The sequence below is a fragment of the Stenotrophomonas sp. IS26 genome, from assembly GCF_054188265.1.
Window position 1 is genome coordinate 171,677 of the sequence record NZ_JBSZJV010000003.1, and the last position, 25,791, is coordinate 197,467.

At 67.5% G+C, this 25,791-nt stretch carries 26 protein-coding genes; 12 read left to right on the forward strand and 14 right to left on the reverse strand.

The genetic code is table 11. From position 1 onward, the window contains the following. The first annotated feature begins 110 nt into the window (after positions 1-110). The 4 genes from mgtE (at position 111) to ACW6W5_RS04425 (ending at position 3,358) form a co-directional block, all read left to right on the forward strand. Positions 111-1,472: a magnesium transporter gene (gene mgtE / locus ACW6W5_RS04410; protein WP_088432828.1), complete on the forward strand. Its 1,362-nt coding sequence runs from the start codon at positions 111-113 to the stop codon at positions 1,470-1,472. Between the two features lie 13 nt (positions 1,473-1,485). Continuing rightward, positions 1,486-1,752 (forward strand): hypothetical protein, encoded by a 267-nt coding sequence (locus ACW6W5_RS04415; RefSeq protein WP_152153549.1) that lies wholly within the window; start codon positions 1,486-1,488, stop codon positions 1,750-1,752. Between the two features lie 67 nt (positions 1,753-1,819). Then, positions 1,820-2,620: a carboxylesterase family protein gene (locus ACW6W5_RS04420; RefSeq protein WP_152153551.1), complete on the forward strand. Its 801-nt coding sequence runs from the start codon at positions 1,820-1,822 to the stop codon at positions 2,618-2,620. Positions 2,621-2,902: 282 nt separating this feature from the next. Then, positions 2,903-3,358: an REP-associated tyrosine transposase gene (locus tag ACW6W5_RS04425; RefSeq protein ID WP_152153553.1), complete on the forward strand. Its 456-nt coding sequence runs from the start codon at positions 2,903-2,905 to the stop codon at positions 3,356-3,358. A gap of 206 nt (positions 3,359-3,564) precedes the next feature. Here the strand turns inward: ACW6W5_RS04425 and ACW6W5_RS04430 are convergent, their stop codons facing one another. The 3 genes from ACW6W5_RS04430 to ACW6W5_RS04440 are packed head-to-tail and all read right to left on the reverse strand — an operon-like array spanning position 3,565 to position 5,588. Beyond that, complete coding sequence (locus tag ACW6W5_RS04430) at positions 3,565-4,515, reverse strand: aspartate carbamoyltransferase catalytic subunit (RefSeq protein ID WP_152153555.1); 951 nt, start codon at positions 4,513-4,515, stop codon at positions 3,565-3,567. A gap of 16 nt (positions 4,516-4,531) precedes the next feature. Then, on the reverse strand, positions 4,532-5,029 hold the full coding sequence (gene ruvX / locus ACW6W5_RS04435; protein ID WP_121043125.1) for a Holliday junction resolvase RuvX: 498 nt from the start codon (positions 5,027-5,029) through the stop codon (positions 4,532-4,534). Continuing rightward, positions 5,022-5,588, reverse strand: coding sequence for a YqgE/AlgH family protein (locus ACW6W5_RS04440; RefSeq protein ID WP_152153557.1), 567 nt, complete (start codon positions 5,586-5,588; stop codon positions 5,022-5,024). Before ACW6W5_RS04440 ends, ruvX begins: the two co-directional genes overlap by 8 nt. A gap of 109 nt (positions 5,589-5,697) precedes the next feature. Between ACW6W5_RS04440 and ACW6W5_RS04445 the strand changes: the two genes are divergently transcribed. Continuing rightward, positions 5,698-6,234, forward strand: a complete 537-nt coding sequence (locus ACW6W5_RS04445) for a DNA-3-methyladenine glycosylase I (protein WP_121043121.1) — start codon at positions 5,698-5,700, stop codon at positions 6,232-6,234. Then, positions 6,231-7,370, forward strand: a complete 1,140-nt coding sequence (locus tag ACW6W5_RS04450) for a hypothetical protein (RefSeq protein ID WP_152153559.1) — start codon at positions 6,231-6,233, stop codon at positions 7,368-7,370. The genes ACW6W5_RS04445 and ACW6W5_RS04450 overlap by 4 nt, the downstream gene beginning before the upstream one ends. A 7-nt stretch (positions 7,371-7,377) precedes the next feature. Here ACW6W5_RS04450 and ACW6W5_RS04455 read toward each other — a convergent pair whose 3' ends face one another. Next, positions 7,378-8,085 (reverse strand): YitT family protein, encoded by a 708-nt coding sequence (locus ACW6W5_RS04455; protein WP_121043117.1) that lies wholly within the window; start codon positions 8,083-8,085, stop codon positions 7,378-7,380. 232 nt (positions 8,086-8,317) lie between these two features. Between ACW6W5_RS04455 and ACW6W5_RS04460 the strand changes: the two genes are divergently transcribed. Continuing rightward, positions 8,318-9,139: an alpha/beta fold hydrolase gene (locus ACW6W5_RS04460; RefSeq protein ID WP_152153561.1), complete on the forward strand. Its 822-nt coding sequence runs from the start codon at positions 8,318-8,320 to the stop codon at positions 9,137-9,139. An 88-nt stretch (positions 9,140-9,227) separates the two neighbouring features. Here the strand turns inward: ACW6W5_RS04460 and ACW6W5_RS04465 are convergent, their stop codons facing one another. The 4 genes from ACW6W5_RS04465 to ACW6W5_RS04480 form a co-directional block, all read right to left on the reverse strand. After that, positions 9,228-10,211, reverse strand: a complete 984-nt coding sequence (locus tag ACW6W5_RS04465; protein ID WP_152153563.1) for an aldo/keto reductase — start codon at positions 10,209-10,211, stop codon at positions 9,228-9,230. A 133-nt stretch (positions 10,212-10,344) separates the two neighbouring features. Then, positions 10,345-10,920 carry a hypothetical protein gene (locus ACW6W5_RS04470; RefSeq protein WP_152153565.1) on the reverse strand — a complete coding sequence of 192 codons (576 nt, stop codon included), beginning with the start codon at positions 10,918-10,920 and terminating at the stop codon, positions 10,345-10,347. A gap of 113 nt (positions 10,921-11,033) precedes the next feature. Continuing rightward, positions 11,034-12,170, reverse strand: coding sequence for a PilT/PilU family type 4a pilus ATPase (locus ACW6W5_RS04475; RefSeq protein ID WP_152153567.1), 1,137 nt, complete (start codon positions 12,168-12,170; stop codon positions 11,034-11,036). Between the two features lie 51 nt (positions 12,171-12,221). Continuing rightward, positions 12,222-13,259: a type IV pilus twitching motility protein PilT gene (locus ACW6W5_RS04480; RefSeq protein ID WP_019185385.1), complete on the reverse strand. Its 1,038-nt coding sequence runs from the start codon at positions 13,257-13,259 to the stop codon at positions 12,222-12,224. A gap of 108 nt (positions 13,260-13,367) precedes the next feature. On the opposite strand from ACW6W5_RS04480, the gene ACW6W5_RS04485 reads away from it, so the two are divergent. Genes ACW6W5_RS04485 through ACW6W5_RS04495 form a run of 3 tightly spaced genes read left to right on the forward strand, consistent with a single transcriptional unit; the run spans position 13,368 to position 15,560 of the window. After that, positions 13,368-14,048, forward strand: coding sequence for a YggS family pyridoxal phosphate-dependent enzyme (locus tag ACW6W5_RS04485; RefSeq protein WP_152153569.1), 681 nt, complete (start codon positions 13,368-13,370; stop codon positions 14,046-14,048). A gap of 27 nt (positions 14,049-14,075) precedes the next feature. After that, on the forward strand, positions 14,076-14,897 hold the full coding sequence (gene proC / locus ACW6W5_RS04490) for a pyrroline-5-carboxylate reductase (RefSeq protein ID WP_152153571.1): 822 nt from the start codon (positions 14,076-14,078) through the stop codon (positions 14,895-14,897). Between the two features lie 60 nt (positions 14,898-14,957). Further along, on the forward strand, positions 14,958-15,560 hold the full coding sequence (locus ACW6W5_RS04495; RefSeq protein WP_152153573.1) for a short chain dehydrogenase: 603 nt from the start codon (positions 14,958-14,960) through the stop codon (positions 15,558-15,560). A 25-nt stretch (positions 15,561-15,585) separates the two neighbouring features. Here the strand turns inward: ACW6W5_RS04495 and soxR are convergent, their stop codons facing one another. Then, entirely contained in the window at positions 15,586-16,020 is a 435-nt protein-coding gene (gene soxR / locus ACW6W5_RS04500; protein WP_183073810.1) for a redox-sensitive transcriptional activator SoxR, read from the reverse strand. Between the two features lie 91 nt (positions 16,021-16,111). Between soxR and ACW6W5_RS04505 the strand changes: the two genes are divergently transcribed. Then, positions 16,112-17,485, forward strand: coding sequence for an MFS transporter (locus ACW6W5_RS04505; protein WP_121043101.1), 1,374 nt, complete (start codon positions 16,112-16,114; stop codon positions 17,483-17,485). A gap of 25 nt (positions 17,486-17,510) precedes the next feature. Here the strand turns inward: ACW6W5_RS04505 and ACW6W5_RS04510 are convergent, their stop codons facing one another. Both ACW6W5_RS04510 and ACW6W5_RS04515 read right to left on the reverse strand, forming a co-directional pair. Then, positions 17,511-19,460 (reverse strand): esterase/lipase family protein, encoded by a 1,950-nt coding sequence (locus ACW6W5_RS04510; protein ID WP_121043099.1) that lies wholly within the window; start codon positions 19,458-19,460, stop codon positions 17,511-17,513. After that, positions 19,457-20,434 (reverse strand): Lnb N-terminal periplasmic domain-containing protein, encoded by a 978-nt coding sequence (locus tag ACW6W5_RS04515; protein ID WP_152153598.1) that lies wholly within the window; start codon positions 20,432-20,434, stop codon positions 19,457-19,459. The genes ACW6W5_RS04510 and ACW6W5_RS04515 overlap by 4 nt, the downstream gene beginning before the upstream one ends. Before the next feature lie 212 nt (positions 20,435-20,646). On the opposite strand from ACW6W5_RS04515, the gene ACW6W5_RS04520 reads away from it, so the two are divergent. Beyond that, positions 20,647-21,057, forward strand: a complete 411-nt coding sequence (locus ACW6W5_RS04520) for a GFA family protein (RefSeq protein WP_152153575.1) — start codon at positions 20,647-20,649, stop codon at positions 21,055-21,057. On the opposite strand, the gene ACW6W5_RS04525 is transcribed toward ACW6W5_RS04520, so the two are convergent. The 3 genes from ACW6W5_RS04525 to ACW6W5_RS04535 all read right to left on the reverse strand — a co-directional run bounded on the left by ACW6W5_RS04525 (position 21,054) and on the right by ACW6W5_RS04535 (position 25,712). After that, on the reverse strand, positions 21,054-21,272 hold the full coding sequence (locus tag ACW6W5_RS04525) for a hypothetical protein (RefSeq protein ID WP_121043093.1): 219 nt from the start codon (positions 21,270-21,272) through the stop codon (positions 21,054-21,056). The genes ACW6W5_RS04520 and ACW6W5_RS04525 overlap by 4 nt on opposite strands. Positions 21,273-21,385: 113 nt before the next feature. Continuing rightward, positions 21,386-24,499 (reverse strand): efflux RND transporter permease subunit, encoded by a 3,114-nt coding sequence (locus ACW6W5_RS04530; RefSeq protein ID WP_152153577.1) that lies wholly within the window; start codon positions 24,497-24,499, stop codon positions 21,386-21,388. Positions 24,500-24,506: 7 nt separating this feature from the next. After that, entirely contained in the window at positions 24,507-25,712 is a 1,206-nt protein-coding gene (locus tag ACW6W5_RS04535; RefSeq protein ID WP_226956680.1) for an efflux RND transporter periplasmic adaptor subunit, read from the reverse strand. Positions 25,713-25,791: the final 79 nt, after the last annotated feature.

Here is a 25,791-nt window from a genome sequence, read left to right on the forward strand (position 1 = left end):
TGATGGCCTACCGGATTGACATGTAAGCGCGCGATAATGACGCGGTGACCACCGCCCATGCCGCATCCTCTACCGGATAGCGGCCTTTTCTTTTTCCGCAGGAGCTGCGCATGGCCGAAGCCGTACGCCACGACAAGACGGCGCGCCAGCTGCGGCTGTTGTCCGATGCACTGGACAGCGGGCGGTTGGGTCCGGTCCGTCGATTGGTCAACACCCTGGCGCCGGCGGAAATCGGCAACCTGCTCGAATCGCTGCCCCCGGGCAAGCGCGAGATTGTCTGGGGCCTGGTCGATCCGGAAGACGACGGCGAGGTGCTGGTCCACGTCGGCGAGGAAGTGCGCGAAAGCCTGCTGGCCGACATGGACCCGGACGAGATCATCGCCGCGGTCGAAGACCTGGACATCGATGACCTTGCCGATCTGGTCGAAGACCTGCCGGACACGGTCATCGATGAAGTGCTCAAGTCGATGGACCGCGAGAACCGCGAGCGGCTCGAGCAGGTGCTGTCGTATCCCGAGGACAGCGCCGGCCGCCTCATGAACCCGGACGTGGTGACCGTGCGCGCCGACGTCAATGTCGATGTGGTGCTGCGCTACCTGCGCCTGCGCGGCGAACTGCCCGACCACACCGATCACCTGTTCGTGGTCAGCCGCCGCCATCAATACCTGGGCCGCCTGTCGCTGGCCGCGCTGGTGACGCACGAGGACAACACCCCGATCAACCGCCTGATCGATGACGAGCAGCCGGCGATCGATGTCGGCGAGAGCGCCGATGAAGTCGCGCGCCAGTTCTCCGATCATGACTGGGTGTCCGCCCCGGTGGTGGACGACAACAACATCCTGCTCGGCCGCATCACCATCGATGACGTGGTCGACATCATCCGCTCGCAGGCCGAGCACCAGGCGCTGGGCGCCGCCGGCCTGGACGAAGAAGAAGATCTGTTCTCGCCGATCAAGCGCGCCGTGCGCGGCCGCGTGGTCTGGCTGGGCATCAACCTGTGCACCGCGTTCCTGGCGGCCAGCGTGATCGGCCAGTTCGAGCTGACCCTGCAGAAAGTGGTGGCGCTGGCCGTGCTGATGCCGATCGTGGCCGGCGTGGGCGGCAATGCCGCCGTGCAGGTGCTGACCCTGATGGTGCGTGGCATCGCGCTGGGCCAGGTCGGCCAGAGCAACGCACGCATCCTGCTGTGGAAGGAATCGCGGGTCGCGCTGATCAACGGCACCCTGATCGGCACCGTGGTCGGCATCATCGCCTACCTCTGGTTCCACAGTTTCCTGCTCTCGCTGGTGATCACGATGGCGCTGATCATCAACTTCTGCGCGGCTGCCCTGGCCGGCGTCCTGCTGCCGCTGCTGCTCAAACGCATGAACGTGGATCCGGCCGTGGCCGGCACCGTAGTGGTGACCGCTGTCACCGACGTCATGGGCTTCTTCAGCTTCCTCGGCCTGGCCAGCCTGATCCTCCTGCACTGACCCTGGACCCCGCATGGCCCTGACCCTCGACAACTATTTCCAGCCCGGCTGGCGCGACGCGACGTATACCTGCGCCGCCTGCGAATGGCAGGGCAGCGCGCGGCAGATGCCGATGGAACTGCACGAAGACGAAGCGCAGTTCGACTGCCCGCAGTGCGAGAACCCGATCCTGCTGGTGGTCCACCCCAGCCTGGCGCAGGTGCAGGCGGCCGCCGCCGACGGTCACCCCGAGGCGATCGAACAGCTGGACATCCTCGCCGCGGCACCGCGCCCGCACTGATGCACTGCAAGATGCTCCGGCGCACCACCGGGCCTAGACTGAAAACGATTTCAATCAGGGCACGACAATGGCACGACGCTGGGGTGGATGGCTGCTGTGGGCGGTGGGGATGATGACGGTGGCCGGCTGTGCGAGCACCCCGGCGGCCTCCGGTGGCCAGTTCGTCGGCCGTGCGGTGAAAGTGGATGGGCAGACCGCGTATTACCAGGTATTCGTGCCGCGCAACGCCGCCGCCTCACGCGGCGAACTGCCGGTGGTGCTGTTCCTGCATGGCTCCGGTGAGCGTGGCCGCGACGGCCGCCGCCAGACCCAGGCCGGGCTGGGGCCGTACCTGCGCCAGCACGCCGCCACCTTCCCCGCGCTGGTCGTGCTGCCGCAGACGCCGGATGACCAGGAATGGTCGGGCGAGAACAACCGCATCGCGCTGGCCGCACTGGATGCCGCGATTGCCGAGTTTGGTGCCGACCCGCAGCGCCAATACCTGACCGGGATGTCGATGGGCGGCTACGGCAGCTGGAACATCGCGTTGGCCGAACCGACCCGCTTCGCCGCCATCGTGCCGGTCTGCGGCGCGGTGCTGTCCCCACACCAGAGCCGCCCGGACCTGCAGGTGGAGGCCGTGGCCGGCCAGAGCGACCCCTACGCCGCCATTGCCCAGCGCCTGCGCAACGTCCCGATCTGGATGTTCCATGGCGCGCTGGACGACGTGGTGCCGCCGGACGACGACCGCAAGCTGCACGCCGCGTTCCAGCAGGCCGGCGCGAAGGATGTGCGTTACACCGAGTACCCCGAAGGAAACCACAACGCCTGGGACGCCACCTATGCCGATGCGGCGATGTGGGCGTGGCTGTGGGCGCAGAAGCGGTGATGGGCATTTTCGGTAGTGCCGGCCGCTGGCCGGCTCTGCAGAAATTCTGACAGCGTCAAGTAGTGCCGGCCGCTGGCCGGCTCTGCAGAAATCCTCGCAGCTTCAGGTAGTGCCGGCCGCTGGCCGGCTCTGCAACATTCCGTCATCGCGCCATGCTGTTCGTGATCGCAGACGCTCCGTGGAGCCGGCCAGCGGCCGGCACTACGCTCTCGTGGTATTCCGCGATAAGCGCTTGCGGCCTTGCCCGACACCGCGGGCCTGCGGAATCAATGACGATGCACCATGAGTTCTTCTCGGCTACGCGCAGGGCGCTGTTCGATTCCAGGGCAGACCTACGTCCTTACGATGGTCTGCCACAACCGTCGGCGTTGGTTTGATGATCCCGACGTTTCCGCGATCGCGATGTTCGGCCTGAAGGAAATGGACGAACGTGGATATGCACGATCCCTTGCCTGGGTCGTCATGCCCGACCATCTGCACTGGTTGCTGGAACTGAAAACGAAGCCGCTCGCCGACATCGCTCGACGCTTCAAATCATCGACCGCCTTGGCGATCAATCGCGCGCGGGGTCGCGGTGGTGCGCTGTGGCAAGCGGGTTACCACGATCACGCCGTTCGCTCCGATGCGTCGCTGCGTCGGCATGCGATGTACATCCTGGGGAATCCGATCCGGGCAGGTCTGTCGGAGCAGATCGGAGACTACCCGTACGCATGGACCCTATGGCCTCATGACCGGTAGTGCCGGCCGCTGGCCGGCTCCGCAACAGATATCGGGAGCCGGCCAGCGGCCGGCACTACTCTGCGTGCTGTTGGGATTTCTGCGGAGCCGGCCAGCGGCCGGCACTACCTGCGTGCTGTTGGGATTTCTGCGGAGCCGGCCAGCGGCCGGCACTACCGGTCATGCGCATCGACCAACGGTCGATGCCTACCGTGGGCCGAGACGTCTTATCCCAACAACGTCTCCAGCACCGCCATGCGCACGGCGACGCCGTTGGCGACCTGGCGCAGCACCCACGACTGCGGGCCATCGGCCACTTCGTCGGTGACTTCCACGCCGCGGTTGATCGGGCCCGGGTGCAACACGGCGGCATCGGTGCCGGCACGCTTCAAGCGCGGGGCATCGAGGCCGTACTGCGCGTGGTACTGCTCCAGCGAGGGCACCAGGCCTTCCTCCATGCGCTCGCGCTGCAGGCGCAGCATCATCAGCGCGTCGGCGCCTTCCAGCATGGCGTCGAAATCGTCGCCGACGATGCAGCCCTTGAGGGTGTCATCATCCGGCAGCAGCGACTGCGGGCCGCACACGCGGATCTCACCGACGCCCAGCGTGCGCAGGGCATGCAGGTCGGTGCGGGCCACGCGCGAGTGCTTCACGTCGCCGACGATGATCACCTTCATCTTCGAGAAATCACTGCCCTTGGCCTGGCGCAGGGTCAGCATGTCCAGCAGGCCCTGGGTCGGGTGCGAGCTGCGGCCGTCACCGGCGTTGACCAGGGCAGTGCCCTCGCCCGCTGCGGCGGCCAGCGCCGCCACCGCGCCATCATCGGGATGCCGCACCACGAAGCCGCGCACGCCCATCGCCTCCAGGTTCTTCAGCGTGTCGCAGGCGGTCTCGCCCTTGCGGGTGGAGGACGTGGAGGCGTCGAAGTTCAGCACGTCCGCGCCCAAGCGCTGCGCGGCCAGCTGGAACGAGCTGCGGGTGCGCGTGGACGGTTCGAAGAACAGCGTGCAGACCGCCGAGCCACCGAGCACGTGACGCTTGTTGCCGACCCGGCCGACGGCCGCATCGCGGATCTGGCCGGCGCGGTCGAGCAGCTGCAGCAGGGTTTCGCGGGGCAGACCTTCCAGGGTCAGCAGGTGGCGCAGGCGTCCATCGGAATCGAGTTGCGAGGCGGTCATGGGCAGGGTCTGAGGGTCAGGAAACGGGGGTGGCGTCATCCGGGCAGGAGAGCCAGCGTTCGATGATCACCGCCGCGGCCACTGCATCGAGTGCAGCGGCATCGCGGCGGCGTTTGCGGCCTTCGGCGCGCTCGACCGCGAACCGGCGTGCCGCCTCGACCGAGCTGGAACGCTCATCGACCAGCACCACCGGCAGTTTGAAACGTTCCCGCAGCTGGCGGGCAAAGCCCTGCGCACGCTTGCGGTTGGGCTGGTCCTGGCCGTCCAGGGTCAGCGGGTCGCCGACCACCAGGCCGTCCGGCCGCCACTCTTTGATCAGGCGCTCCACCGCGGTCCAGTCCGGGCCGTTGCCGTGGACATCGACCACGGCGATCGCACGCGCATGGGTGCCGAACGAGCTGCCGATGGCCACGCCGATGCGGCGCGAACCGACGTCGAAGCCGAGCACCGTGCCATCACGGCGGATGGTCGGCGGCGCGGGCGCGGCGGGCGCTGGCGTGGCCGGCTCAGACATGGCCGCTGTAATCGGTGAGGCGGAACAGGTCCACGCCGATACGTGCCGCCGCACCCTGCCAACGCTGTTCGAACGGGGTGCTGAACAACAGCTCGGCGTCGGCCGGCACGGCCAGCCAGCTGTTCTCGGCCAGCTCGGATTCCAGCTGCCCCTCGCTCCAGCCGGCGCAGCCCAGGGTAACCAGCGCGTTGCGCGGGCCCTCGCCACGGGCCATGGCTTCAAGGATGTCGCGCGAGGTGGTGAGAAACACGCCCTCGCCCACGGCCAGGCTGGAATCCCAGTTGCGCGCATCGTCATGGATCACGAAGCCGCGCTCGGGATGCACCGGGCCGCCGTTGAGCACGATCTGGCCAGGCAGCGTGTCGCTGGTGGTGGTGATCTCCATCTGGGCCAGCACTTCGCCGAGCGTGTATTCGGAGGGCTGGTTGACCAGCACGCCCATGGCGCCGTTCTCGTCGTGCTGGCAGATCAGCGCCACGGTACGGGCAAAGGTGGGGTCGGTCAGCGACGGCAGCGCGACCAGCAGGTGGTGGGCAAGCGAAGTGGACAGTTCAGACATGGCCCCATTCTAGCCGCTGGCCGTGATGTGCGCTTTCGCGCTGACATAATGCAGGCCTGCACGCGCGCTCCGGCCCGCATGCCTGATCCGCCATCGCAAGGAGCTGCACGTGTCCGGTTACTGCCTCATCGCCCCCGGCCATCCGGTCCACGGCCACTACCATGACCACGAGTACGGCTTCCCGCAGCGCGAGGAGCGCGAGCTGTTCGAGCGCCTGATCCTGGAGATCAACCAGGCCGGGCTGAGCTGGGAAACGATCCTGAAGAAGCGTGAGGGCTTCCGCGCCGCCTATGACGGTTTCGACGTGGACACGGTGGCCGCCTATGGCGAGCGCGACATCGAGCGCCTGCTCAACGACGCCCGCATCATCCGCAACCGGCTCAAGGTGCACGCGGCGGTCCACAACGCCCAGGTAATCCAGCAGCTGCGGGCCAGCCACGGCAGTTTCGCCGGCTGGCTGGATGCCCACCATCCGCTGGACAAGGCCGGCTGGGTGAAGCTGTTCAAGAAGACCTTCCGCTTTACCGGCGGGGAGATCACCGGCGAGTTCCTGATGAGCCTGGGCTACCTGCCCGGCGCGCACCGCCCGGACTGCCCGGTGTTCAAGCGCATCGACACGCTCAAGCCGGCCTGGCGCCGGAAGTGACGCACCCGGTAGTGCGGGCTGCGCTGCTCGCTGCCCTGAGCCTGCCCCCGCTGGCTGCAGCAAGCGATCTGGACGGCGTGCTGGAGCGCCTGCGCGCGGAGATCGCCGCAGTGCCCGCCGATGATCCGGCCCCGATCGATACCGTGCTGGCCCGCTACCGCGACGAGACCGGCATCGACCTGCAGATCCCGGTGGCCGGTGACAGTGATGCGCCGCTGCCCGCGCTGGTGCGCCCGGCCAACGTCACCCCGACGAATTGGGACGCGGTCAGCCGCTACCTGCGCCAGACCGATGCCCAGCACACCGTGCCGGTGGAGATGGGCGAGCTGTCGCTCTCCCTGCTCGATCTGGATGGCGACGGCCAGCGTGACCTGGTGCAGAGCGCCTACAGCGGCGGCACCGGTCTGTACACGCAGGTGGACATGCTGCGGCGGGATCCACAACACGGCTTCGTGGTGCCGACCTCCCTGGATCCGCAGCGCCCCTGGGCGCAGGGTCAGTACGGCCTCAGCGGGCGTGGCAGCGATCAGGGCCTTTACTGGCTGCGCATCGACGGGGTCAGCTACATCGCCTACCGCGATGGCGACTACTACGGCGATACCCTGCTGCTGAACCGGCCGTTGTCGGCGGACCCGCGCGAACGCAGTCCGACGACCCGGTTGCAGGTGCGCTACGGCCGCGAGCATCGGCTGGCCGATCCTGCGGTGCATGCCGATGGCGAACCGCTGGACGCGAACGCCACCGCAATCGCGGCCGACCGGCGCCTGCTCAAGCACATCGACCGCCTGCTGGCCGCGCTGACCCTCGATGGCGACGGCGTGGCGCACTTTGGCGACGCGCAGGCGCGTTGCCCGGTGCCCCCCGGCACCGATCCGGGCGAGGCCGAGATCTGGCCGTGGCGCGGCGCCGGCAGCTACACCTTCAATACCGCCGCCGACACCGTGATCCGCTCGGGGAAGCAGTGCTACAGCGCCACGCTCATCGCGCTGCGCAGCAGCTATGCCGGCGACCATGCCCTGTGCTGCCAGCTGTGGTTGTACCGCGGCCCTGGCGAGCAGGTGGCCACGCTGGACCTGCGCAGCCGCCGCTGGGTCTCTGGCGTGACCGTCGTGCCGGTGCCGCCGCAGGGGGAATGACCGGGCGTCAGACGCCCATGTAGCGGCCCGGGCGGTGGTTGAACATCAGCACCAGGCTGAGCACCACCGCACCGATCGCCGAGTACATCACCTTGGATGGGGACAGCACCGAGAACGCCACGCACATCAGCAGCGTGTCGAACGACATCTGTACCTTGCCGGCGCTCCAGCCGCGGGTGCGCTGCAGGTACACCGCCAGGATGCCGATGCCGCCCAGGCTGGCCCGGTGGCGGATGTAGAACAGGATGCCCAGGCCGGCCAGCGCCCCGCCCACGATCGCCGAGTACAGCGAGCTCATGTGGGCGAAATCGGCCCAGCGCGGCAGCAGGTCGGTCAGCACGCCGCAGGCGGTGACCGCCGCGAAGGTCTTCAGGGTGAATTCCCAGCCCATGCGGCGCACGGCCACCCAGTAGAACGGCAGGTTGACCAGGACGAACACCAGGCCGAAGTTCCAGCCGAAGGTGTAGTGGGCCAGGAAGGCCAGCCCGGCCATGCCGCCGATCATCAGCCCGCCCTTGGCGAAGATCGCCAGGCCGAGCGAGGCCACCAGGGTCGCCAGGACCATGCCCTGCACGTCCTCGGCCACCGAATGGCGCAGCGCCTTCTGATCGGCCACGGTGCCGGCGCTGTCCGGTGGCGGGGTCAGCGGGCCTGCGGTGACCAGGTGGCCGTCAGCGTCGTCGCACGGCGCGGGGCCATGGGAATCAAGGGACATGGGGGTGGGGGTGTGACGTGGGGAGCGGTATTAGACACGATCGGCGTGACAGTTGCTGGGGAGATTGATTCAGCGGCCTGTTCTTCACGCCCCCGCCTCGTGGCCTTGGGCTGTCTGTGCCCGGCAAGACGCGCACGCACGGCCACCTTTCATGCCGGCTGAACACCCTGTCGACGCAGCATGCACGGGTAGCACCCGCACCGCCCATCCCTCCCCCCAGGAGTTCCGTGCCATGCCCTACGTCACCACCGCCGACAAGACCGAGATCTTCTACAAAGACTGGGGCAAGGCTCAGCCCCTCGTGTTCCATCACGGCTGGCCGCTCAGCGCCGATGACTGGGACACCCAGCTGCAGTTCTTCCTGCTTCAGGGCTATCGCGTGATCGCGCACGACCGCCGCGGCCATGGCCGCTCCTCGCAGACCAGCGGCGGGCATGAGATGGACACCTACGCCGCCGACGTCAACGCGCTGGCCGATCATCTGGACCTGCGCGATGCGATCCACATCGGCCATTCCACCGGGGGTGGCGAAGTCGCGCACTATGTGGCGCAGGCCAAGCCCGGGCGCGTCGCCAAGGCCGTGCTGATCGGTGCGGTGCCGCCGATCATGGTCAAGAGCGAGGCCAACCCGGGCGGCACGCCGAAGGAGGTCTTCGATGGCTTCCGCCAGGCACTGGCCGCGGGCCGTGCGGCGTTCTACCGCGACGTGCCGATTCCGTTCTACGGCTTCAACCGCGAGGGCACGCCGCCGCAGCAGGGCATCGTCGACAACTGGTGGCGGCAAGGCATGATGGGCGCGATCAACGCGCACTACGATTGCATCAAAGCCTTCTCGGAAACCGACTTCACCGACGACCTGAAAAAGATCGACGTGCCAGTGCTGATCCTGCATGGCGATGACGATCAGATCGTGCCGATCGCGGATTCAGCGGAGCTGGCGATCAAGCTCCTCAAGCACGGTACGTTGAAGGTCTACAAAGGCTTTCCGCACGGCATGTGCACGACGCACGCGGACGTGATCAATGCGGATCTGTTGGCCTTCATTCGCGGGTGAGGCGTGTGCCGACCCACGGTCGGCACCTACCCGGGATGCGTTGCACCGGTAGCGCACGACCGTGGGTCGTGCGCTACCACCGCCCCGCTCAGCGCGCGACCAGCTTCTGCCGCTCGGCGCTGTAGCGATCGCCGACGATGGCGACGCTGTCCAGCGCCGCACCGATCTGCTGCAGCTCCGCATCGCTCAACACCACGGCCGCCGCGCCCAGGTTTTCCTTCAGGCGGTGCAGCTTGGTCGTGCCGGGAATCGGCACGATCCACGGCTTGCGCGCCAGCAACCAGGCCAAGGCGATCTGGGCCGGCGTCGCGCCCTTGTCGGCGGCGATTGCGGTGATGCGATCCACCAACGCCTGATTGGCCTGGCGCGCTTCAGCTGCAAACCGCGGCACGCTGTTGCGGAAGTCGTCGGCGGCGAACGCGGTGTCGGCGTTGATCGCGCCGGTCAGGAAGCCCTTGCCGAGCGGACTGAACGGCACAAAGCCAATGGCCAGTTCCTCCAGTACCGGCAGCACACTCTGCTCCGGTTCGCGCCACCACAGCGAGTACTCGCTCTGCAGGGCGGCCACCGGCTGCACCGCGTGCGCGCGGCGGATGGTATCGGCACCGGCCTCGGACAGCCCGAAGTGCTTCACCTTGCCCTCGGCGATCAGGTCCTTGACCGTGCCGGCCACGTCTTCGATCGGCACGTTCGGGTCCACCCGGTGCTGGTAGAACAGGTCGATGCGGTCGGTCTTCAGGCGCACCAGGCTGGCCTCGGCCACCGCGCGGATACGCGCGGGGCGACTGTCCAGGCCGGCGTCGGCATGGCCATCCTTGAAGCCGAACTTGGTGGCGATCACCAGTTGGTCGCGGAACGGGCCCAGCGCCGCGCCGAGCAGTTCCTCGTTCAAGAAGGGTCCGTAGGCTTCGGCCGTATCGAAGAAGGTCACGCCCTGCTCGACGGCGGCGCGCAGCAGCGCGATCGCCTCGGTGCGGTCGGTGGCCGGCCCATAGCCGTAGCTCAACCCCATGCAGCCCAGGCCGAGGGCCGAAACCCGCAGGCCGCTGCGGCCCAGTTCACGTGTCTGCATGGGGGTACTCCTGCCGGTGGGACCGGCATCATGGGGGACAGCCACGATAGCCCTGTCGGCGGTGAAGATTGGATGCCGCGCAGTGCTGTCGGTGATGAGCGTGGCTCATCAATGCTCACCGATACGCCGGGGCCTACCGTGTGGCGCCCTGCACGAAGGTGCCGACCAATGCGATCAGCAGGAAGAGCCCGCCGAAGATCACCACCAGGATGTGCCACACACCGAAGCGGTCATACGCCCGCATGTCCATGCCCTCGTCGTGGTGGTAGCGGCGCAGCAGGCTGTTGACCGGCAGCAGCGGAACGAAGCTGAACAATGCGAACAGCCACAGGGCGTTGGGAAAGCGGCTGGAGAAATTGAGCAGAAAGTAGGCGACACCGAGCAGCCCCGGTGCGAACGCCAGCGGGCGACGATGATTGCTGGCGGCGTTGCGCAGATCGCTGAAACACAGGAACGACCAGAGCGGCGAGAACAACGCACGCGCCCACGGCCACTGATCGCCGCCGGTTTCACGTTTGATCGCCCGCCAGTTGCGCCAGAACCAGTACACCGGATAGATGCCCAGCGTGGTCAGCGACAACGCCGCGATCTTCAGCGTGGGTGGCGAGTAATACGGTGCGACATCGGTGGCGGCAAAGGTCGCCGCCGGCAGTACGGGAAAAGCCGTCGGCGCGGTCGCCGGCGCGCGATACGGATCGTGCATGTCCATATGCCCATCACCTGATGCGTTGATACCGGCGAGGTGCCGGCGCCCCCTGCAGCCCGGTTGCCCGGGACGGCGCGACTATCGCAGCGTCGCGCCGCCTGTTGAAGCCCCCTGTGTCAGCGGACTTCCGAAATCTCCACCCCGTCCAGGCCCTGCGACAGCGTGCGTGCATCGCCACCCTGCGAGAGCTTGATGCGCAGGCGCACTTCGTTCTGCGAATCGGCGTAGCGCAGTGCGTCTTCGTAACTGATTTCGCCGGCCTGGTACAGCTCGAACAAGCTCTGATCGAAGGTCCGCATGCCAAGCTGCACCGAGTCCTTCATGACTTCCTTGAGCTTGTGGATCTCGCCGTCGCGGATGTAATCCTGCACCAGCGGCGTGCCGAGCATGATCTCCATCGCGACCTTGCGCGATTTGCCATCCGGCGAGGGAATCAGCTGCTGGGCGACCACGCCCTTGAGGTTCAGCGAGAGATCCATCAGCAACTGGTTGCGGCGGTCCTCCGGGAAGAAGTTGATGATGCGATCCATCGCCTGGTTGGCGTTGTTGGCATGCAGCGTGCACAGCACCAGGTGGCCGGTTTCAGCGAAGGCGATGGCGTGGTCCATGCCCTCGCGGGTGCGCACCTCGCCGATCATGATCACGTCCGGCGCCTGGCGCAGGGTGTTCTTCAGCGCCGCTTCCCAGCTGTCGGTATCGATGCCCACTTCGCGCTGGGTGATGATGCAGCCCTCGTGCTTGTGAACGAATTCGATCGGGTCTTCGATGGTGATGATGTGCCCGGTCGAGTTGTGGTTGCGGTAGCCGATCATCGCCGCCAGCGAGGTCGATTTACCGGTACCGGTCGCGCCGACGAACAGGATGATGCCGCGCTTGGTCATCGCCAGCGTCTTGATGATCGGCGGCAGGCTGAGCTCTTCCACGGTGGGAATGCGCGTCTCGATCCGGCGCAGCACCATGCCGACCTGGTTGCGCTGGTAGAAGCAGCTCACGCGGAAGCGGCCGACACCGGACAGGCCGATGGCGAAATTGCATTCGTGGGTCTTTTCAAACTCTTCGCGTTGCGCCGGCGTCATCACGTTCAACACCAGGTCGCGGCTCTGCTGCGGCGTCAACGGTGTCTGGGTGATCGGCGAGATTTTGCCGTGGACCTTGATCGCCGGGGGCATGCCCGCGGTGATGAACAGGTCCGACGCCTTCTGGTGCGCCATCAGCTTGAGGAACGAGGTGAAGTCGATGGTGGTGGTGCTCATCGCGGTGTACTCCGAAGGTTTTCAGGAGCCGGCCAGCGGCCGGCACTACCACTATTCGAAAATCCGCTTGTCCTTGGCGTACTCGCGCGCCTGGTTGCGGGTGATCAGGCTGCGCTTGACCAGATCCTGCAGGTGCTGGTCCAGGGTCATCATGCCCATCTGCTGGCCGGTCTGGATCGCCGAGTACATCTGCGCGACCTTGTCCTCGCGGATCAGGTTGCGGATGGCCGGGGTGCCCACCATGATTTCCCAGGCGGCCGTACGCCCACCCCCCACCTTTTTCAGCAGCGCCTGCGAGATCACCGCGCGCAGCGACTCGGACAGCATCGAGCGCACCATCGGCTTTTCGCCGGCGGGGAACACGTCGATGATGCGGTCGATGGTCTTGGCGGCCGAGCTGGTGTGCAGCGTGCCGAACACCAGATGGCCGGTTTCGGCGGCGGTCAATGCCAGCCGGATGGTTTCCAGATCGCGCAGTTCGCCGACCAGGATGATGTCCGGGTCTTCACGCAGGGCCGAACGCAGCGCTTCGTTGAAACCGTGCGTGTCGCGATGCACTTCGCGCTGGTTGATCAGGCACTTCTGCGAGGTGTGCACGAATTCGATCGGATCCTCGACGGTGAGGATGTGGCCGTATTCGTTCTTGTTGATGTGGTCGATCATCGCCGCCAGCGTGGTCGACTTGCCCGAACCGGTCGGGCCGGTGACCAGGATCAGGCCCTGCGGCTGATCGATCAGCTCACGGAAGATCGGCGGGCAGGCCAGGTCTTCCAGCGTGAGCACCTCGGAGGGAATGGTACGGAACACCGCACCCGCGCCGCGGTTCTGGTTGAAGGCATTGACTCGGAAGCGCGCCAGCGAGGGAATCTCGAACGAGAAATCGACCTCGAGGAATTCTTCGTAATCGCGGCGCTGCTTGTCCGACATGATGTCGTACACCAGCGCGTGGACCTGCTTGTGGTCCAGGGCCGGAATATTGATGCGACGGACATCGCCGTCAACGCGGATCATCGGCGGCAGGCCGGCCGACAGATGAAGATCCGACGCTTTGTTCTTTACAGAAAACGCCAATAGTTCGGCGATATCCATGCGCTGCTACTCCCCATGACTGCTGCGACTGGAAGGTTCTTTCCCCGGGCGGCAGTATAGAGCGAGATGTGCACAATACGCTCCAGCCCCTGATCCACCGGACCCGCCGTGACCATCCAGACCCTGCCTGCCATCCTGACGAACCTGCACAACGCGGCGGTGGCCGCCGGGCGGCCAGATCCGGTCCTGCTGGCGGTCTCCAAGACGCAGCCGGCCGAGGCCGTGCAGGCCCTGGCCGCGCAGGGCCAGCGCGCCTTCGGGGAGAACTACGTGCAGGAGGCGCTGGCCAAGATCGAGGCCTTGGCGGCGCTGGGCCTGGAATGGCACCTGATCGGGCACCTGCAGTCCAACAAGGCCGAGCTGGCTGCCCGCCATTTCGACTGGGTGCAGAGCGTGGACCGGCCCAAGCTGGTCACCGCGCTGGCCACGTACCGCCTACCCGGCCGGCCGCCGCTGAACGTGCTGATCCAGGTCAACATCGATGACGAGGACAGCAAGCACGGCTGCGCGCCGGAAGACATCGATACCCTCGCCGCCGCCGTCGCCGCGGCGCCGCAGCTGCGCCTGCGCGGGCTGATGGCGATCCCCGCGCCCTGGCCGGACGCCGAGCGTCGCCAGGCCGCCTTCACCCGCATGGCCGCGCTGTTCGCCACACTGGCCGCAGCGCATCCGCACGTGGATACGCTGTCGATGGGCATGAGCAGCGATTACCCTGAGGCCATCGCCCACGGCGCCACCCTGGTCCGCATCGGCACCGCGCTGTTCGGCGCCCGCCCGCGACCGGCCTGAGCGCCCCGCCCGTTCCAAGGAGAGTTCATGAGCACGTCCCCCATCACCTTCATCGGCGGCGGCAACATGGCCCGCAGCCTGATCGCCGGCCTGGTCCGCCAGGGCGTGGCCCCGGCCAGCCTCCATGTCGCCGAGCCGGTGACCGAACTGCGTGAGCAGCTGACCGCCGAATTCGGCGTCAAGACCTATGCCAGCGCGAGCGAGGCCGCCGCGCAGGGCACGGTCTGGGTGCTGGCAGTCAAACCGCAGGTGCTGCGTGATGTCTGCGCCTCGCTGACCGGTATCGCCCAAGGCAAGCGACCGCTGGTGGTCTCCATCGCCGCGGGCATCACCAGCGGCCAGCTGGACCGTTGGCTGGGCGGTGGCATGGCGGTGGTCCGCGCGATGCCCAACACGCCCGCCCTGCTCGGCGCCGGTGTCACCGGACTGTTCGCCACCGCCACGGTCAGCGCCGCGCAGCGCGCGCAGGCCGACACCGTGCTGGCCAGCGCCGGCCGCACCGTGTGGATCGATGACGAAGCGCGCATGGACGCCGTCACCGCCGTCTCCGGCAGTGGCCCGGCCTACGTGTTCCTGCTGGCCGAAGCGATGGAAGCGGCCGGTATCGCCCAGGGCCTGCCCGCCAACGCGGCCCGCACGCTGGTGGTGCAGACGCTGCTCGGTGCGTCGCGCATGCTCGATGAATCCGGCGAAGCCCCGGCCGAACTGCGTCGCCGCGTGACCTCGCCGAACGGCACCACCCAGGCCGCGATCGAGCGTTTACAGGCCGACGGCTTTGAAGCCATGGTCGCGCGCGCGATCGACGCGGCGACGACGCGCGGGCAGGCATTGTCGGCGGCGAATGATTGACGACCAAGCGCAGCCACGCATGGCGTAGCTCTACCCCCTACGTTTACGGGAGACATGCACATGAAGATCCTGCTTGTCGGTGCCAGCGGCACCTTGGGCCAGGCGGTCGCCAGCACGCTTGGCGTCCACCATGAACTGATCCGCGCCGGCCGCCACGGCGGCGATGTGCAGGTCGATCTGACCGACGATGCCAGCGTGCAGGCGCTGTTCGCGAAAGTAGGCACGGTCGATGCCGTGATCGCGACCACCGGCCGGGTCCACTTCGGTCCGCTGGCCCAGATGCGGCCTGCCGACTTCAATCTCGGCCTGCAGGACAAGCTGCTCGGCCAGGTGCGGCTGAGTCTGGCTGCCCAGCATCACCTGAACACCGGCGGCTCGATCACCCTGACCAGCGGCATCATCAGCGCCCAGCCGATCCGCGATGGCGCAAACGCCACGGCGGCCAATGCCGCGCTGGAAGGTTTCGTGCGCGCCGCCGCCTGCGAGCTGCTGCCGCGGGGGCTGCGCATCAATGCCGTGAGCCCGAATGTGCTGGCCGAATCGATGGATGACTACGGCGCGTACTTCCCGGGCTTTGAACCGGTGACCGCGCAGCGCGCATCGCTGGCCTACCAGCGCAGCGTGGAAGGGATCCAGAGCGGGCAGGTATTCACTGTCTGGTGAGGCCGACGCCGGCCAGCGGCCGGCACTACTCCCAGCGGCGCGGGCCATCGCCCTGATCGCCGAGCGCATCACCGGGGTTGGTCAGGCGGCAGCGCTTCAATGACAGGCACCCGCAGCCGATGCAGTCGGTGAGCTGGTCACGCAGCAGCAGCAACTGCTCGATGCGCTGGTCCAGCTCGCTGCGCCACAACGCCGACATCTTCGCCCACTCGGCCTTGGTCGGCGTCTTGTTCTCCGGCAGCGCCGCAAATGCGGTCGCGACCGCCTCCAGCGGCATGCCGACCCGCTGCGCCACCCGGATCACCGCCAGCCGGCGCAGCACATCGCGGGCGAAGCGACGCTGGTTGCCGGCGGTGCGCAGGCTGCGGATCAAACCCTTGCGCTCATAGAAATGCAACGCCGATACGGCCACCCCGCTCCGTTTGGCGACCTCGCCTACACTCAGTTCCTGCGCGATCACTGCTTGACCTCAACCATGGTTCAGGTGGCATCCTGCGCGCCGCTGGGGGTGCACTGCAAGCCCGGCCCTCCTCCCGATGTCTGGAACCCGCATGTCCGCTGAAGTTTCCTCTCCGCCCGCCACCGCTCCGGTGGAGGACACGCCGATCCCCTCGATCCTGTCGCCGGCGTACCGGGCGACCACGATCGGCATGGTCGCGCTGGTCTCGCTGCATGGCTTCGAGGCGTTGGCCGTGGCCGCAGCGATGCCCACGGTGGCCCATGACCTGGACGGGCTGCGGCTGTACGCGCTGGCGTTCGGCGGCACCCTGGCCACCAGCGTGATCGGGATGACGCTGTCCGGGCGCTGGAGCGACCAGCAGGGCCCGGCGCGCCCGCTGTGGCTGGGCCTGGCGTGCTTCATCGCCGGCCTGCTGGTCGCCGGCTTCGCCCAGCACATGCCGGTGCTGGTGCTTGGGCGCCTGATGCAGGGGCTGGGGGCCGGCGCGATTTCCGTGGCGCTGTATGTGCTGGTCGGGCGCTCGTTCCCCGAGCCGATGCGGCCGCGCGTGTTCGCCGCATTCTCCGCCGGTTGGGTGGTGCCTTCGCTGATCGGCCCCAGCATCAGCGGCCTGATCGTGCAGCACCTGGGCTGGCGCTGGGTGTTCCTGATCGTGCCGCTGCTGGCCATTCCGGCGGCGTTGCTGCTGCGCCCGGCCCTGCGCCAGGTCGGCGTAGTGGCCGCGGGCAGCACCGGCCGCAACGTGGTGCCCTGGGCCGTGGGTGCCTCCCTCGGCGCGCTCGCGCTGTATGTCGGCGGCCAGCAGCAGGGATGGCTCGCGCCCGCGCTGCTGGTGCCGGCCCTGGCCGTGCTGGCACTGTGCAGTTGGAAGCTCCTGCCTGCCGGCACGTTGACCCTGCGCCGCGGCCTGCCCAGCGTGATCGCGCTGCGTGGGATCGCGGCCTCTGCGTTCTTCGGTTGCGAAGCGTTCCTGCCCTTGCTGCTGCAGCGAGAACGCGGCCTGACCCCGCTGTTGGCGGGCGTGGCATTGAGCCTGGGCGCGTTGGGTTGGTTTGCCGGCTCGTGGCTGCAGGGCCACCAGCAGCGGGGCTGGTCACGCCGGCAGTTGCTGCAGTCCGGCGCGCTGTTGATGTGCGTGGGCATCCTGGCCACGTCGCTGGCGATCCAGCCCGGCATGCCGCTATGGTCGGCGATGGTCGGTTGGGTGCTGACCGGGCTGGGCATGGGGCTGATCTATCCCAGCCTCTCGGTGCTCACGTTGTCGCTGTCAGCGCCGGCACACCAGGGCGCCAACACCTCCGCCCTGCAGCTCAGCGAGGCCTTGGGCGTGGCGACTACGCTGGCCGTCTCCGGTTCGCTGTTCGCGCTGTTCCTGGAGGGCCGGGAAGCACTGGGCTACCTGCTGACCTTCGCGATCATGCTGGTGCTGGCGATGCTCAGCGTGGCGGTGGCGCGGCGGATCTGAGCGAGGTGGCATGGCGTGCGCCTCCTCACGGATGCGTGTCGCCGACCTCTTTCAGATCCTCACGCAGGATGCGGCGGATCTCCAGCACGGCCTGCGGGGTCTCCTGCACGCTGTGCCCGGAGAGGATCACCTTCTCCGATACCGCCCCCTCCAGATGCGCGCTCCAGTACGGCACCAGGCCATCGTCGGACTGCAGCAGCGGCACGTCCGGTTTACGCTGGGCGATGATCGAGTGGTACTTCAGGCCCGGGGTGATCGGCAGTGCGCCAGCCGCCTTCACGAAGGGATCGCTGGCCTTGAGGTTGTCGATGCTGTTGGGCACCTGCAGCTTCGTGGTGGTGTTGGCCGATTCGGATTCCTGCAGGGTCAGGAACACATCCTCGAACTTGCCCAGGATGGTGATCGGCAACCGCACCAGCCGGCCGATCAGGCGCCCCAGCCGGTTGCCCGCGATGTCCGTGCCCTTGTGCGGCGCGGCGATGAAAATCACCCGCTCCACGTTCGGCTCGGCGGTGAAGTGCAGCAGCGGGCCGAGCTTGGCTTCGACGCGCTTCAGGCGCTCGCCCTTGAGATCGTAGTTGGCCAGCAGATCGTTCCACAGCACATCGCCGGAGGAGGTCACCAGCAGGCGTGCAAGCACGCCGCCCATGCTGTGGCCGATGAACACCATGTCCTTGGCGGCCGGCGTGCTGCCGGTCGGGTCGAAGTGCTTGAGCGTGTTGTTGAAGGCCTGGTTGATCTCGTAGCGGTTCAGCGCGATCGGGGCGTTGGTCGGGTAGTACACCTGCCAGACCTGGAAGTGCCGGCGCAGCTCGGGATCGCCCATGATCTCGTTGGCCACGTTGACCCAGGCTTCCGGGCTGCTGCCCAGGCCGTGCAGCATGAAGATGATGCGGCGGTTGGGGTCCCACGGCTGCATCAGGTACATGTGCGGCGCGCCGATGCCTTCGCTCATGCCGAACAGCGTGCGCAGCGACTGCGTGGCAAAGCCGGACTGGGCCAGCCACAAGCCGTAGGCCGCGGTGAAGTTGCCCGCCAGCGGTACCTTCTCACCGTGCAGGTCCACGCTCTCGGTGGACTCGGGCGAGTACACATCAAACAGCACCTGGGTGGTATCGAGCACCTGCTGCAGATTGTCGCCCTTGAAGCGCAGCAGGGCGGTGGCGTTGATCGCCGACATCTCGCTGTACTGCGGAATCTCCGCCTTCCCGCCGTCGGCCGGTGCAACCAGCTTGGGGGGGTCCATGATCACCACCAGCTCGGCGCCGAAGCCGTCGCGGCGATAGGTGCTGCGCAGCCCGGCAAAACTCACCGCCGAGGCGGACACCATCCGGGTCGGGATGCTCTGCATGCGCAGCTCATCGAAATCGGAGGTCAGCGTCCAGCGCTCCCCTGCCACGGCCGCGTTGTAATCCTCGCCTTCCAGCGCACTCTCGCGGCTGCGCTTGAACACCACCGAGGCGGTCTGCTCGGCGGCGTAATTGTAGTAATCGCGCACCTGCGTCTGGCGATCCTCGAAGGCGCGGTCCGAAGGCGTGCGCCCGCTGAAGAACAGGTACGCATACGCATACCGCGCCGCTTCCAGCCATGCATCCAGCGCGGCATCGGACATCGGCGTTTTCTCGCGGTCCTTGGGCTTGGGGGTCAGCGCGAGCGCGGTCTTCACCCAGAGCTCGGACTGCGCCGACAGGCGCTGCTCTTCGGGCAGGACATCGGTGTCGGCGAGGGTCTTCTGGCAGGCAGTCACATCCTTTTCGCACTGCGCCACGTCCATGCCGATCACGCTCAGCGTTTCCTGCGAGGCGGCGCTGAGCTTGCCCGAGGTGAGCACGTCGCCACGCTTGTTGGCCAGGTACTCGGTCGGGGCCACCTGCTTCATGGTGACCATCGCACAGCCGCTGGAGAGCAGCAGCGAGAGCACCACGGCCGTCATCGGCAACGCGCGGTGCGCGAGCAGTTTCACAATGGATCTCATGGAACGCTTCCCTGCCCTGTCCCCGGAACATCCCGGCGGATCACCTGTGAAAAATCATCGTTTGCATTGCTCGCCCGCGCACGGTCGGTAATCCGCCCGCGTGCCTTCAGCGTCTCGAACGGTACCCCCGGCGTGAGCACCCCCAGATCGCGCGCGTATTCGGCGAAATAGCCCGAGGCCAGCAGCCGGTAGTCCATCGGCAGGCCCGGCGCGATCTGCTTGGCCAGTTCGTACACAATGGTCGTGCAGTTGCTGGTCAGCGTGTTGTAGAACGCCGGCGCGGCATCGAGCCTGCGGGCCTCGCCGAGGTAGGACACGAACAGCGCCTTGAGCTGCTCCTGGGTCATGCCGTGCAGGCGGTACAGATAGACATCTTCGCCCCGCGCATTGGTGCGCGTGCGCACGATGTCGGTTTCCTCCGAAGCGACCAGGGTCATCTCGAACTTGCGGAAGAACCCGCCCAGCGCGGAGAACGACTCGCCGCGCTCCTTGCGGATCTCCAGCGAGAACACCAGGTAGCGACCGTCGTCGAAGCCGAACGAGATCAGCGTGTGCGCGATCATGGGGCCCATCCAGTAGGACAGGATCAGGTCGGCCGAGCGCAGCTGGTCCAGGTTGTACTCGCGGCGCACCCAGCGCGCGTCGTAGTCGGTCTCGCTGCGCCAGGTGAAATCACGCACGTTGTCGAGCACCACGCGCGGGCCATCCACCTCGACCACCTTCAGCCGCTGGGCGACATCATCGGCCCAGATGCGATCCTGCCGCGGGGTGAGCAGCAGCCACCAGATGCCCGAGACCACCAGCGCCACGCCGTACAGCACGCCCGACCAGCGCCCGGCGCGCGCACGCGCCACCCCGATCGCCCCGGTGACGGCGAACACGACCCACAGCCCGACCAGCAGATACCGCACCCACCCCGGACCCGGCAGCTGGTAGGCCAGCAAACCGGTGATCCACAGCGCCGCCAGCAGCATCAGCAGCGCCAGCCCCCATCGTCCTGCCTTCTTCACGCATCGATCCGTCGTCTATCCGGGGCGCTAGTTAGCCATAACCCCTGTGTGCGCCGCATGTCGAGCCTGTTCAGCTTCGGGCCGCCGTTCACCCCGGGGGCCCTGCACCGGCTGGCTCCGCCCCCCCGGCCGGTCGCATACTTGCGCTATCAACGGCCATCAAGGAAGCGCCCAGCATGCAGGGTCTGACCACCGTGGGCGGGGTGCCCATCCAGCGCCACCATCTGCTGCGCTGCCATTGCGGGGCCGTCGTCCTGCGCCTGCATCTGCCGGACGGCGTGGTCTCACCCCGCCGCTGCGACTGTTCGATGTGCCGGCGACGCGGCGCGATCGTGGCCTCGGTGAAGCTGGCCGATCTGGAGATCGTGCAGGGCCACGACGCACTGCGGCTGTATCAGTTCAACACGCATGTGGCCCGACACCACTTCTGCGGCGTGTGCGGCATCTATACACATCATCAGCGCCGCTCTTCACCGGACGAATACGGCTACAACGTCGGGTGTCTGGACGGGGTCAATCCGTTTGATATCGGGCAGGTGCCGGTCAACGACGGGGTCAACCACCCTTCCGATGCCAAGCGTCCTTAGCGGCGGCCCGGGCCGACCTTCTGCCACGGGGCCATGCCTTTGCGCCCATGCAACAGCGGGCGCTTGAGCGGCAGCCGGCGCGGCATCGGGATGCCCACCCCGGGCGCGGCGGTATCGTCCTGGCGCAGTGACTCGGCGCGCTGGCCGACCAGCAGGGCCGCCACTTCTTCCAGCCCGTTTCGCATGGTCCGGGCGACCGTCTGCAGGGGATTCATGGCGTGTCTCCAAGCGGTGTGGGGACGATCTACGCTAATGGCGCACCGGCATGGACACCGTGAACGGAATGGGTCAAAAAGATGAAATCGGGGGTCCGGGGAGGCAACGCCGTTCAGTGTTTTGCCGCCGAATCGGGCCGGCCCTTGCCCAGGCGCCGCACCAGCACGAAGAACAGCGGCACCAGCAGGATCGCCAGCAGCGTGCCGGAGAGCATGCCGCCGATCACGCTGACACCGATCTCGCGCCGGCTCACCGCACCAGCGCCGCTCGCCAGTGCCAGCGGAATCACGCCAGCCACGAAGGCCAGCGAGGTCATCACGATCGGCCGCAGGCGCAGGCGCGCGCCCTTCAGTGCCGCCTCCACCGCCGAGCTGCCCGCGCGGTACTCGGCCTCGGCGAACTCCACGATCAGGATCGCATTCTTGGCCGATAGACCGATCGTGGTCAGCAGCCCCACCTGGAAGTAGATGTCGTTGACGAAGCCCGCCGCGGTGGTGGCGATCACCGTGCCGATCACGCCCAGCGGGATCACCAGCATCACCGCCACCGGCACCGTCCAGCTCTCGTAGAGCGCGGCCAGGCACAGGAAGATGAAGGCAATGGACGCTGCATACAGCCACAGCGTCTGATTGCTGGAGAGCTGCTCCTGGTAGGACAGCCCGCTCCACTGCAGTTCAAAACCGGGCTGGTCGGCCACAAGGGACTGCATGGTCTGCATCGCCTCGCCCGAGCTGCGCCCTTCGGCGGCACTGCCTTGGATCTGCATCGCCGGCAGGCCGTTGAAGCGCTGCTGCAACTGCGGCCCGCGCGACCAATGGCTGCTGGCGAAACTGGCGAACGAGGCCATCTGCCCGTTGCTGCCGCGCACATACCACTGGCCGATGTCGTCGGGCACGCTGCGGTAGGGCTGGTCGCCCTGCACGTACACACGCTTGACCCGGCCGCGGTCCAGGAAGTCGTTGACGTAGGTGCCGCCCCACGCCGAGGACAGCGTTGAATTGATGTCGGCCTGGGCCAGGCCCAGCGCGCTGGCTTGGGCCTGGTCGATGTCCAGATGCAGCTCGGCCTTGTCGCCAAGACCATTCAACCGCACCGAGGTGAGCCGGTCGTCATCGCTGGCGGCCTGCACCACCTTTGCCTGCGCGGCCTGCAGCGCCGGCCTGCCGGCAGCGCTGTTGTCCTGCAACCACAATTCGAACCCGCTGGACTGTCCCAACCCACGCACCGCCGGCGGCGCCAGCACGTTGACCTTCGCATCGGGCAGGTTGCGGAAGTGCGCGTTGGCGCGGGCGATGATCGCCCCGGCGCTGTGCTTGGCATCGCGTTCGGACCACGGCTTGAGCGCCATGAACCCCTGCCCCGCGTTCTGCCCGGTGCCGGCGTTGTTGCGGCCGAGCACCACGAACACCACGTCCAGGCTGTCCTTCTCGTGTTCCATGAAGTAGCGGCTGATCTGCTCGCCGAGCGCCTCGGTGCGCGCCATCGGCGTGCCTTCCGGGGTGGAGAACTGAAACGTCACCTGCCCTTGGTCCTCCACCGGCAGGAAGCCGGTCGGCATCCGTGCATACAAGGCGACCACACCCACCACCAGCAGCACGTAGAAGGCCATCCAGCCCCGCGGGTGCGCCACGATGCCGCCCAGCTTGCCGCGATAGCCGTTCTGGCTGCGCTCCACGCCGCGGTTGAACCAGGCGAAGAAACGGCCCGGTGGCTTCTGCGCGCTCGATGGCTTGAGCAGGGTCGCGCACAACGCCGGGGTGAGCGTCAGCGCGACCAGTGCCGACAGCGCCATCGCCGAGGCGATCGTGATCGAGAACTGCCGGTAGATGATGCCGGTGGAGCCGCCGAACAAGGCCATCGGCAGGAACACCGCGCCGAGCACCACGGTGATGCCGACCAGCGCACCGGTGATCTCGCCCATCGATTTCTCGGTCGCCTCGCGCGGCGGCAGGTGTTCCTCATGGATGATGCGTTCGACGTTCTCCACCACCACGATCGCATCATCCACCAACAAGCCGATCGCCAGCACCATCGCGAACAGGGTGAGCGTGTTGATGGTGAAGCCGGCCAGCGCCAGCACGCCGAACGTGCCCAGCAACACCACCGGCACGGTGATCGCCGGGATCAGCGTCGCGCGCAGGTTCTGCAGGAACAGGAACATCACCACCACGACCAGCACGATCGCCTCGATCAGGGTGTGGATGACACCCTCGATGGAGACCCGCACGAACGGCGTGCTGTCGCGCGGGTAGGCCACTTCCAGCCCGGGCGGGAAGCTCGGGCGCAGCCGCTCGATCTCGGCGCGCACCGCATCGGCGGTTTCCAGCGCATTGGCGCCGGAGGCCAGCGTCACTGAGAAACCTGCGGCGGGATAGCCGTTGAGGAAGCTGCTGGTCTGGTAGTTTTCCGCGCCGATTTCCACTCGCGCCACATCGCTCAGGTGCACGGCCGCGCCGCTGGGCAGGGTGCGCAGGATGATCGCGCGGAACTGCTCGGCGGTCTGCAGCCGCGACTGGGCGGTGACGGTGGCGTTGAGCGCCTGCTCCGGGCCGGTTGGCAACGCGCCCAGCTCACCGGCGGTGACCTGGGTGTTCTGCGCCTGGATCGCGGTGCGCACATCCGAGGGCATCAGATCGAACGCGCGCAGCTTGTGCGGGTCCAGCCAGATACGCATCGCATAGGGCGAACCGAACACGTTGATCTCGCCCACACCGGGAATGCGGCTGATCGGATCCTGCACGTTGCTGACCAGGAAATCGGAGACGTCCACCCGCTCCATGCGCCGGTGGGTGTCATACAGCGACACCACCATCAGCGAATCGCCCTGCGATTTGGCCACGGTGACGCCCTGCTGCTGCACTTCCTGGGGCAGCCGGTTGATCGCCTGGTTGACGCTGTTCTGCACCTGCACCTGGGCGATATCCGGGTTGGCGCGCTGGTCGAAGGTGACCGTGATCCGCGCCTGGCCCGAAGATGAACTGGTGGAGGAGAAATACAGCAGGTGGTCGATGCCCTTGATCTGCTGCTCGATCACCTGGGTGACGCTGTCCTCCACTGTCTGCGCCGAGGCACCGGTGTAGTTGGCGGTGATGTTGACCTGCGGTGGCGCGATGTCCGGGTACTGCTCCACCGGCAACTGGGTCACCGCGATCGTGCCCAGCGCCATGATGCAGATGGCCAGGACCCAGGCGAAGACCGGGCGGTGGATGAAGAAGCGCGGCAGCATCGGCGGCTCAGCCTTCGCCGGCCGGCGCGGCGGCGGGCACCGTGGCCGGTGCGGCTTCGCCGGCAGGCTTGATCCGGACCGTGGCGCCTTCGCTCAGCCCCTGGCGGCCACTGAGCACGACCTGCTCACCGGCACGCAGGCCATCGAGCACCAGCCACTGGTCTCCCACCGCGCGCGCCGTCGCGAACGTGCGTTGATGCACGCGCCCGTCCGCGCCCACCACCCACGCCAGCGCCTCGCCCTTCGGGCTGCGGTCCACGGCGGCCTGCGGCACCAGCAGGGCCTGCTGGCGCGTGCCCTGCCCGACCCGGGCGCGCACGTACATGCCGGGCAGCAGCTGCCCCTGTGGATTCGGGAACTGCGCGCGCAGGGTGATGCTGCCGGTTTCCTGGTCCACATCGATATCGGCGAATTCCAGCGTGCCGGTCACGGCGTAATCGGTGCCGTCGGACAGTTTGAGCTGCACCGGCGCGGTCGTCGCTTCCACGCCGCCCTCGGCGATCGCCCGGCGCAGCGCGAGATACTCGTTGCTGGACTGGGTGATATCCACGTTCATCGGATCCACCTGCTGGATGCGCGCCAGCGGCTCGGCCTGGCCGTTGGTCACCAGCGCGCCCGGGGTGAACAGCGCGCGGCCGATCCGCCCGCTGATCGGCGCGGTCACCCGCGCAAAACCCAGATTGGTGCGTGCGGTATCGCGCACCGCCTGCGCCGCCTGCACCGCCGCCTCGGCCTGGTGGTGGGTGGCCATCGCATCATCCACGTCCTGCTGCGCCGCCAGTTGACCGACACCGAGCTGCTGCATGCGCTTCGCACGCAACCCCGCCGCCACCGCACTGGCCTCGGCCGTGCGCAGGTTGGCCTGCGCTTCGTTCACCGAGGCCTGGTACAGCGCCGGTTCGATCTGGAACAGCGGCTGCCCGGCCTTCACCATCTCGCCCTGCTCGAACAACCGCGCCTGCAATACCCCGGAAACCTGCGGGCGTACGTCCGATTCCTGAGAGGCCACCGTGCGCCCGGGCAATTCCTGGGCCAGCGCCAACGATTGCGCCTGCAGGGTCAGCACCGTCACCTCCGGCGCCGGTCCCTTTGCCTTGGGCGCTTCCTTGCTGCAGGCGGCCAGCCCCAACGCCACGGCCAGCCCCAGCAGCGGCAGGCGCCAAGGGCCGGACAACAGGCCGGGGGCCGGGGAGGACGGGAGCGGATCGGTCATGGGGGACGGTATTCCAGGCGTGAACGGGGCACATGGACCCGGGCGGCAGGGCCACTGCTCGGGGCGAATATAGGAGAAG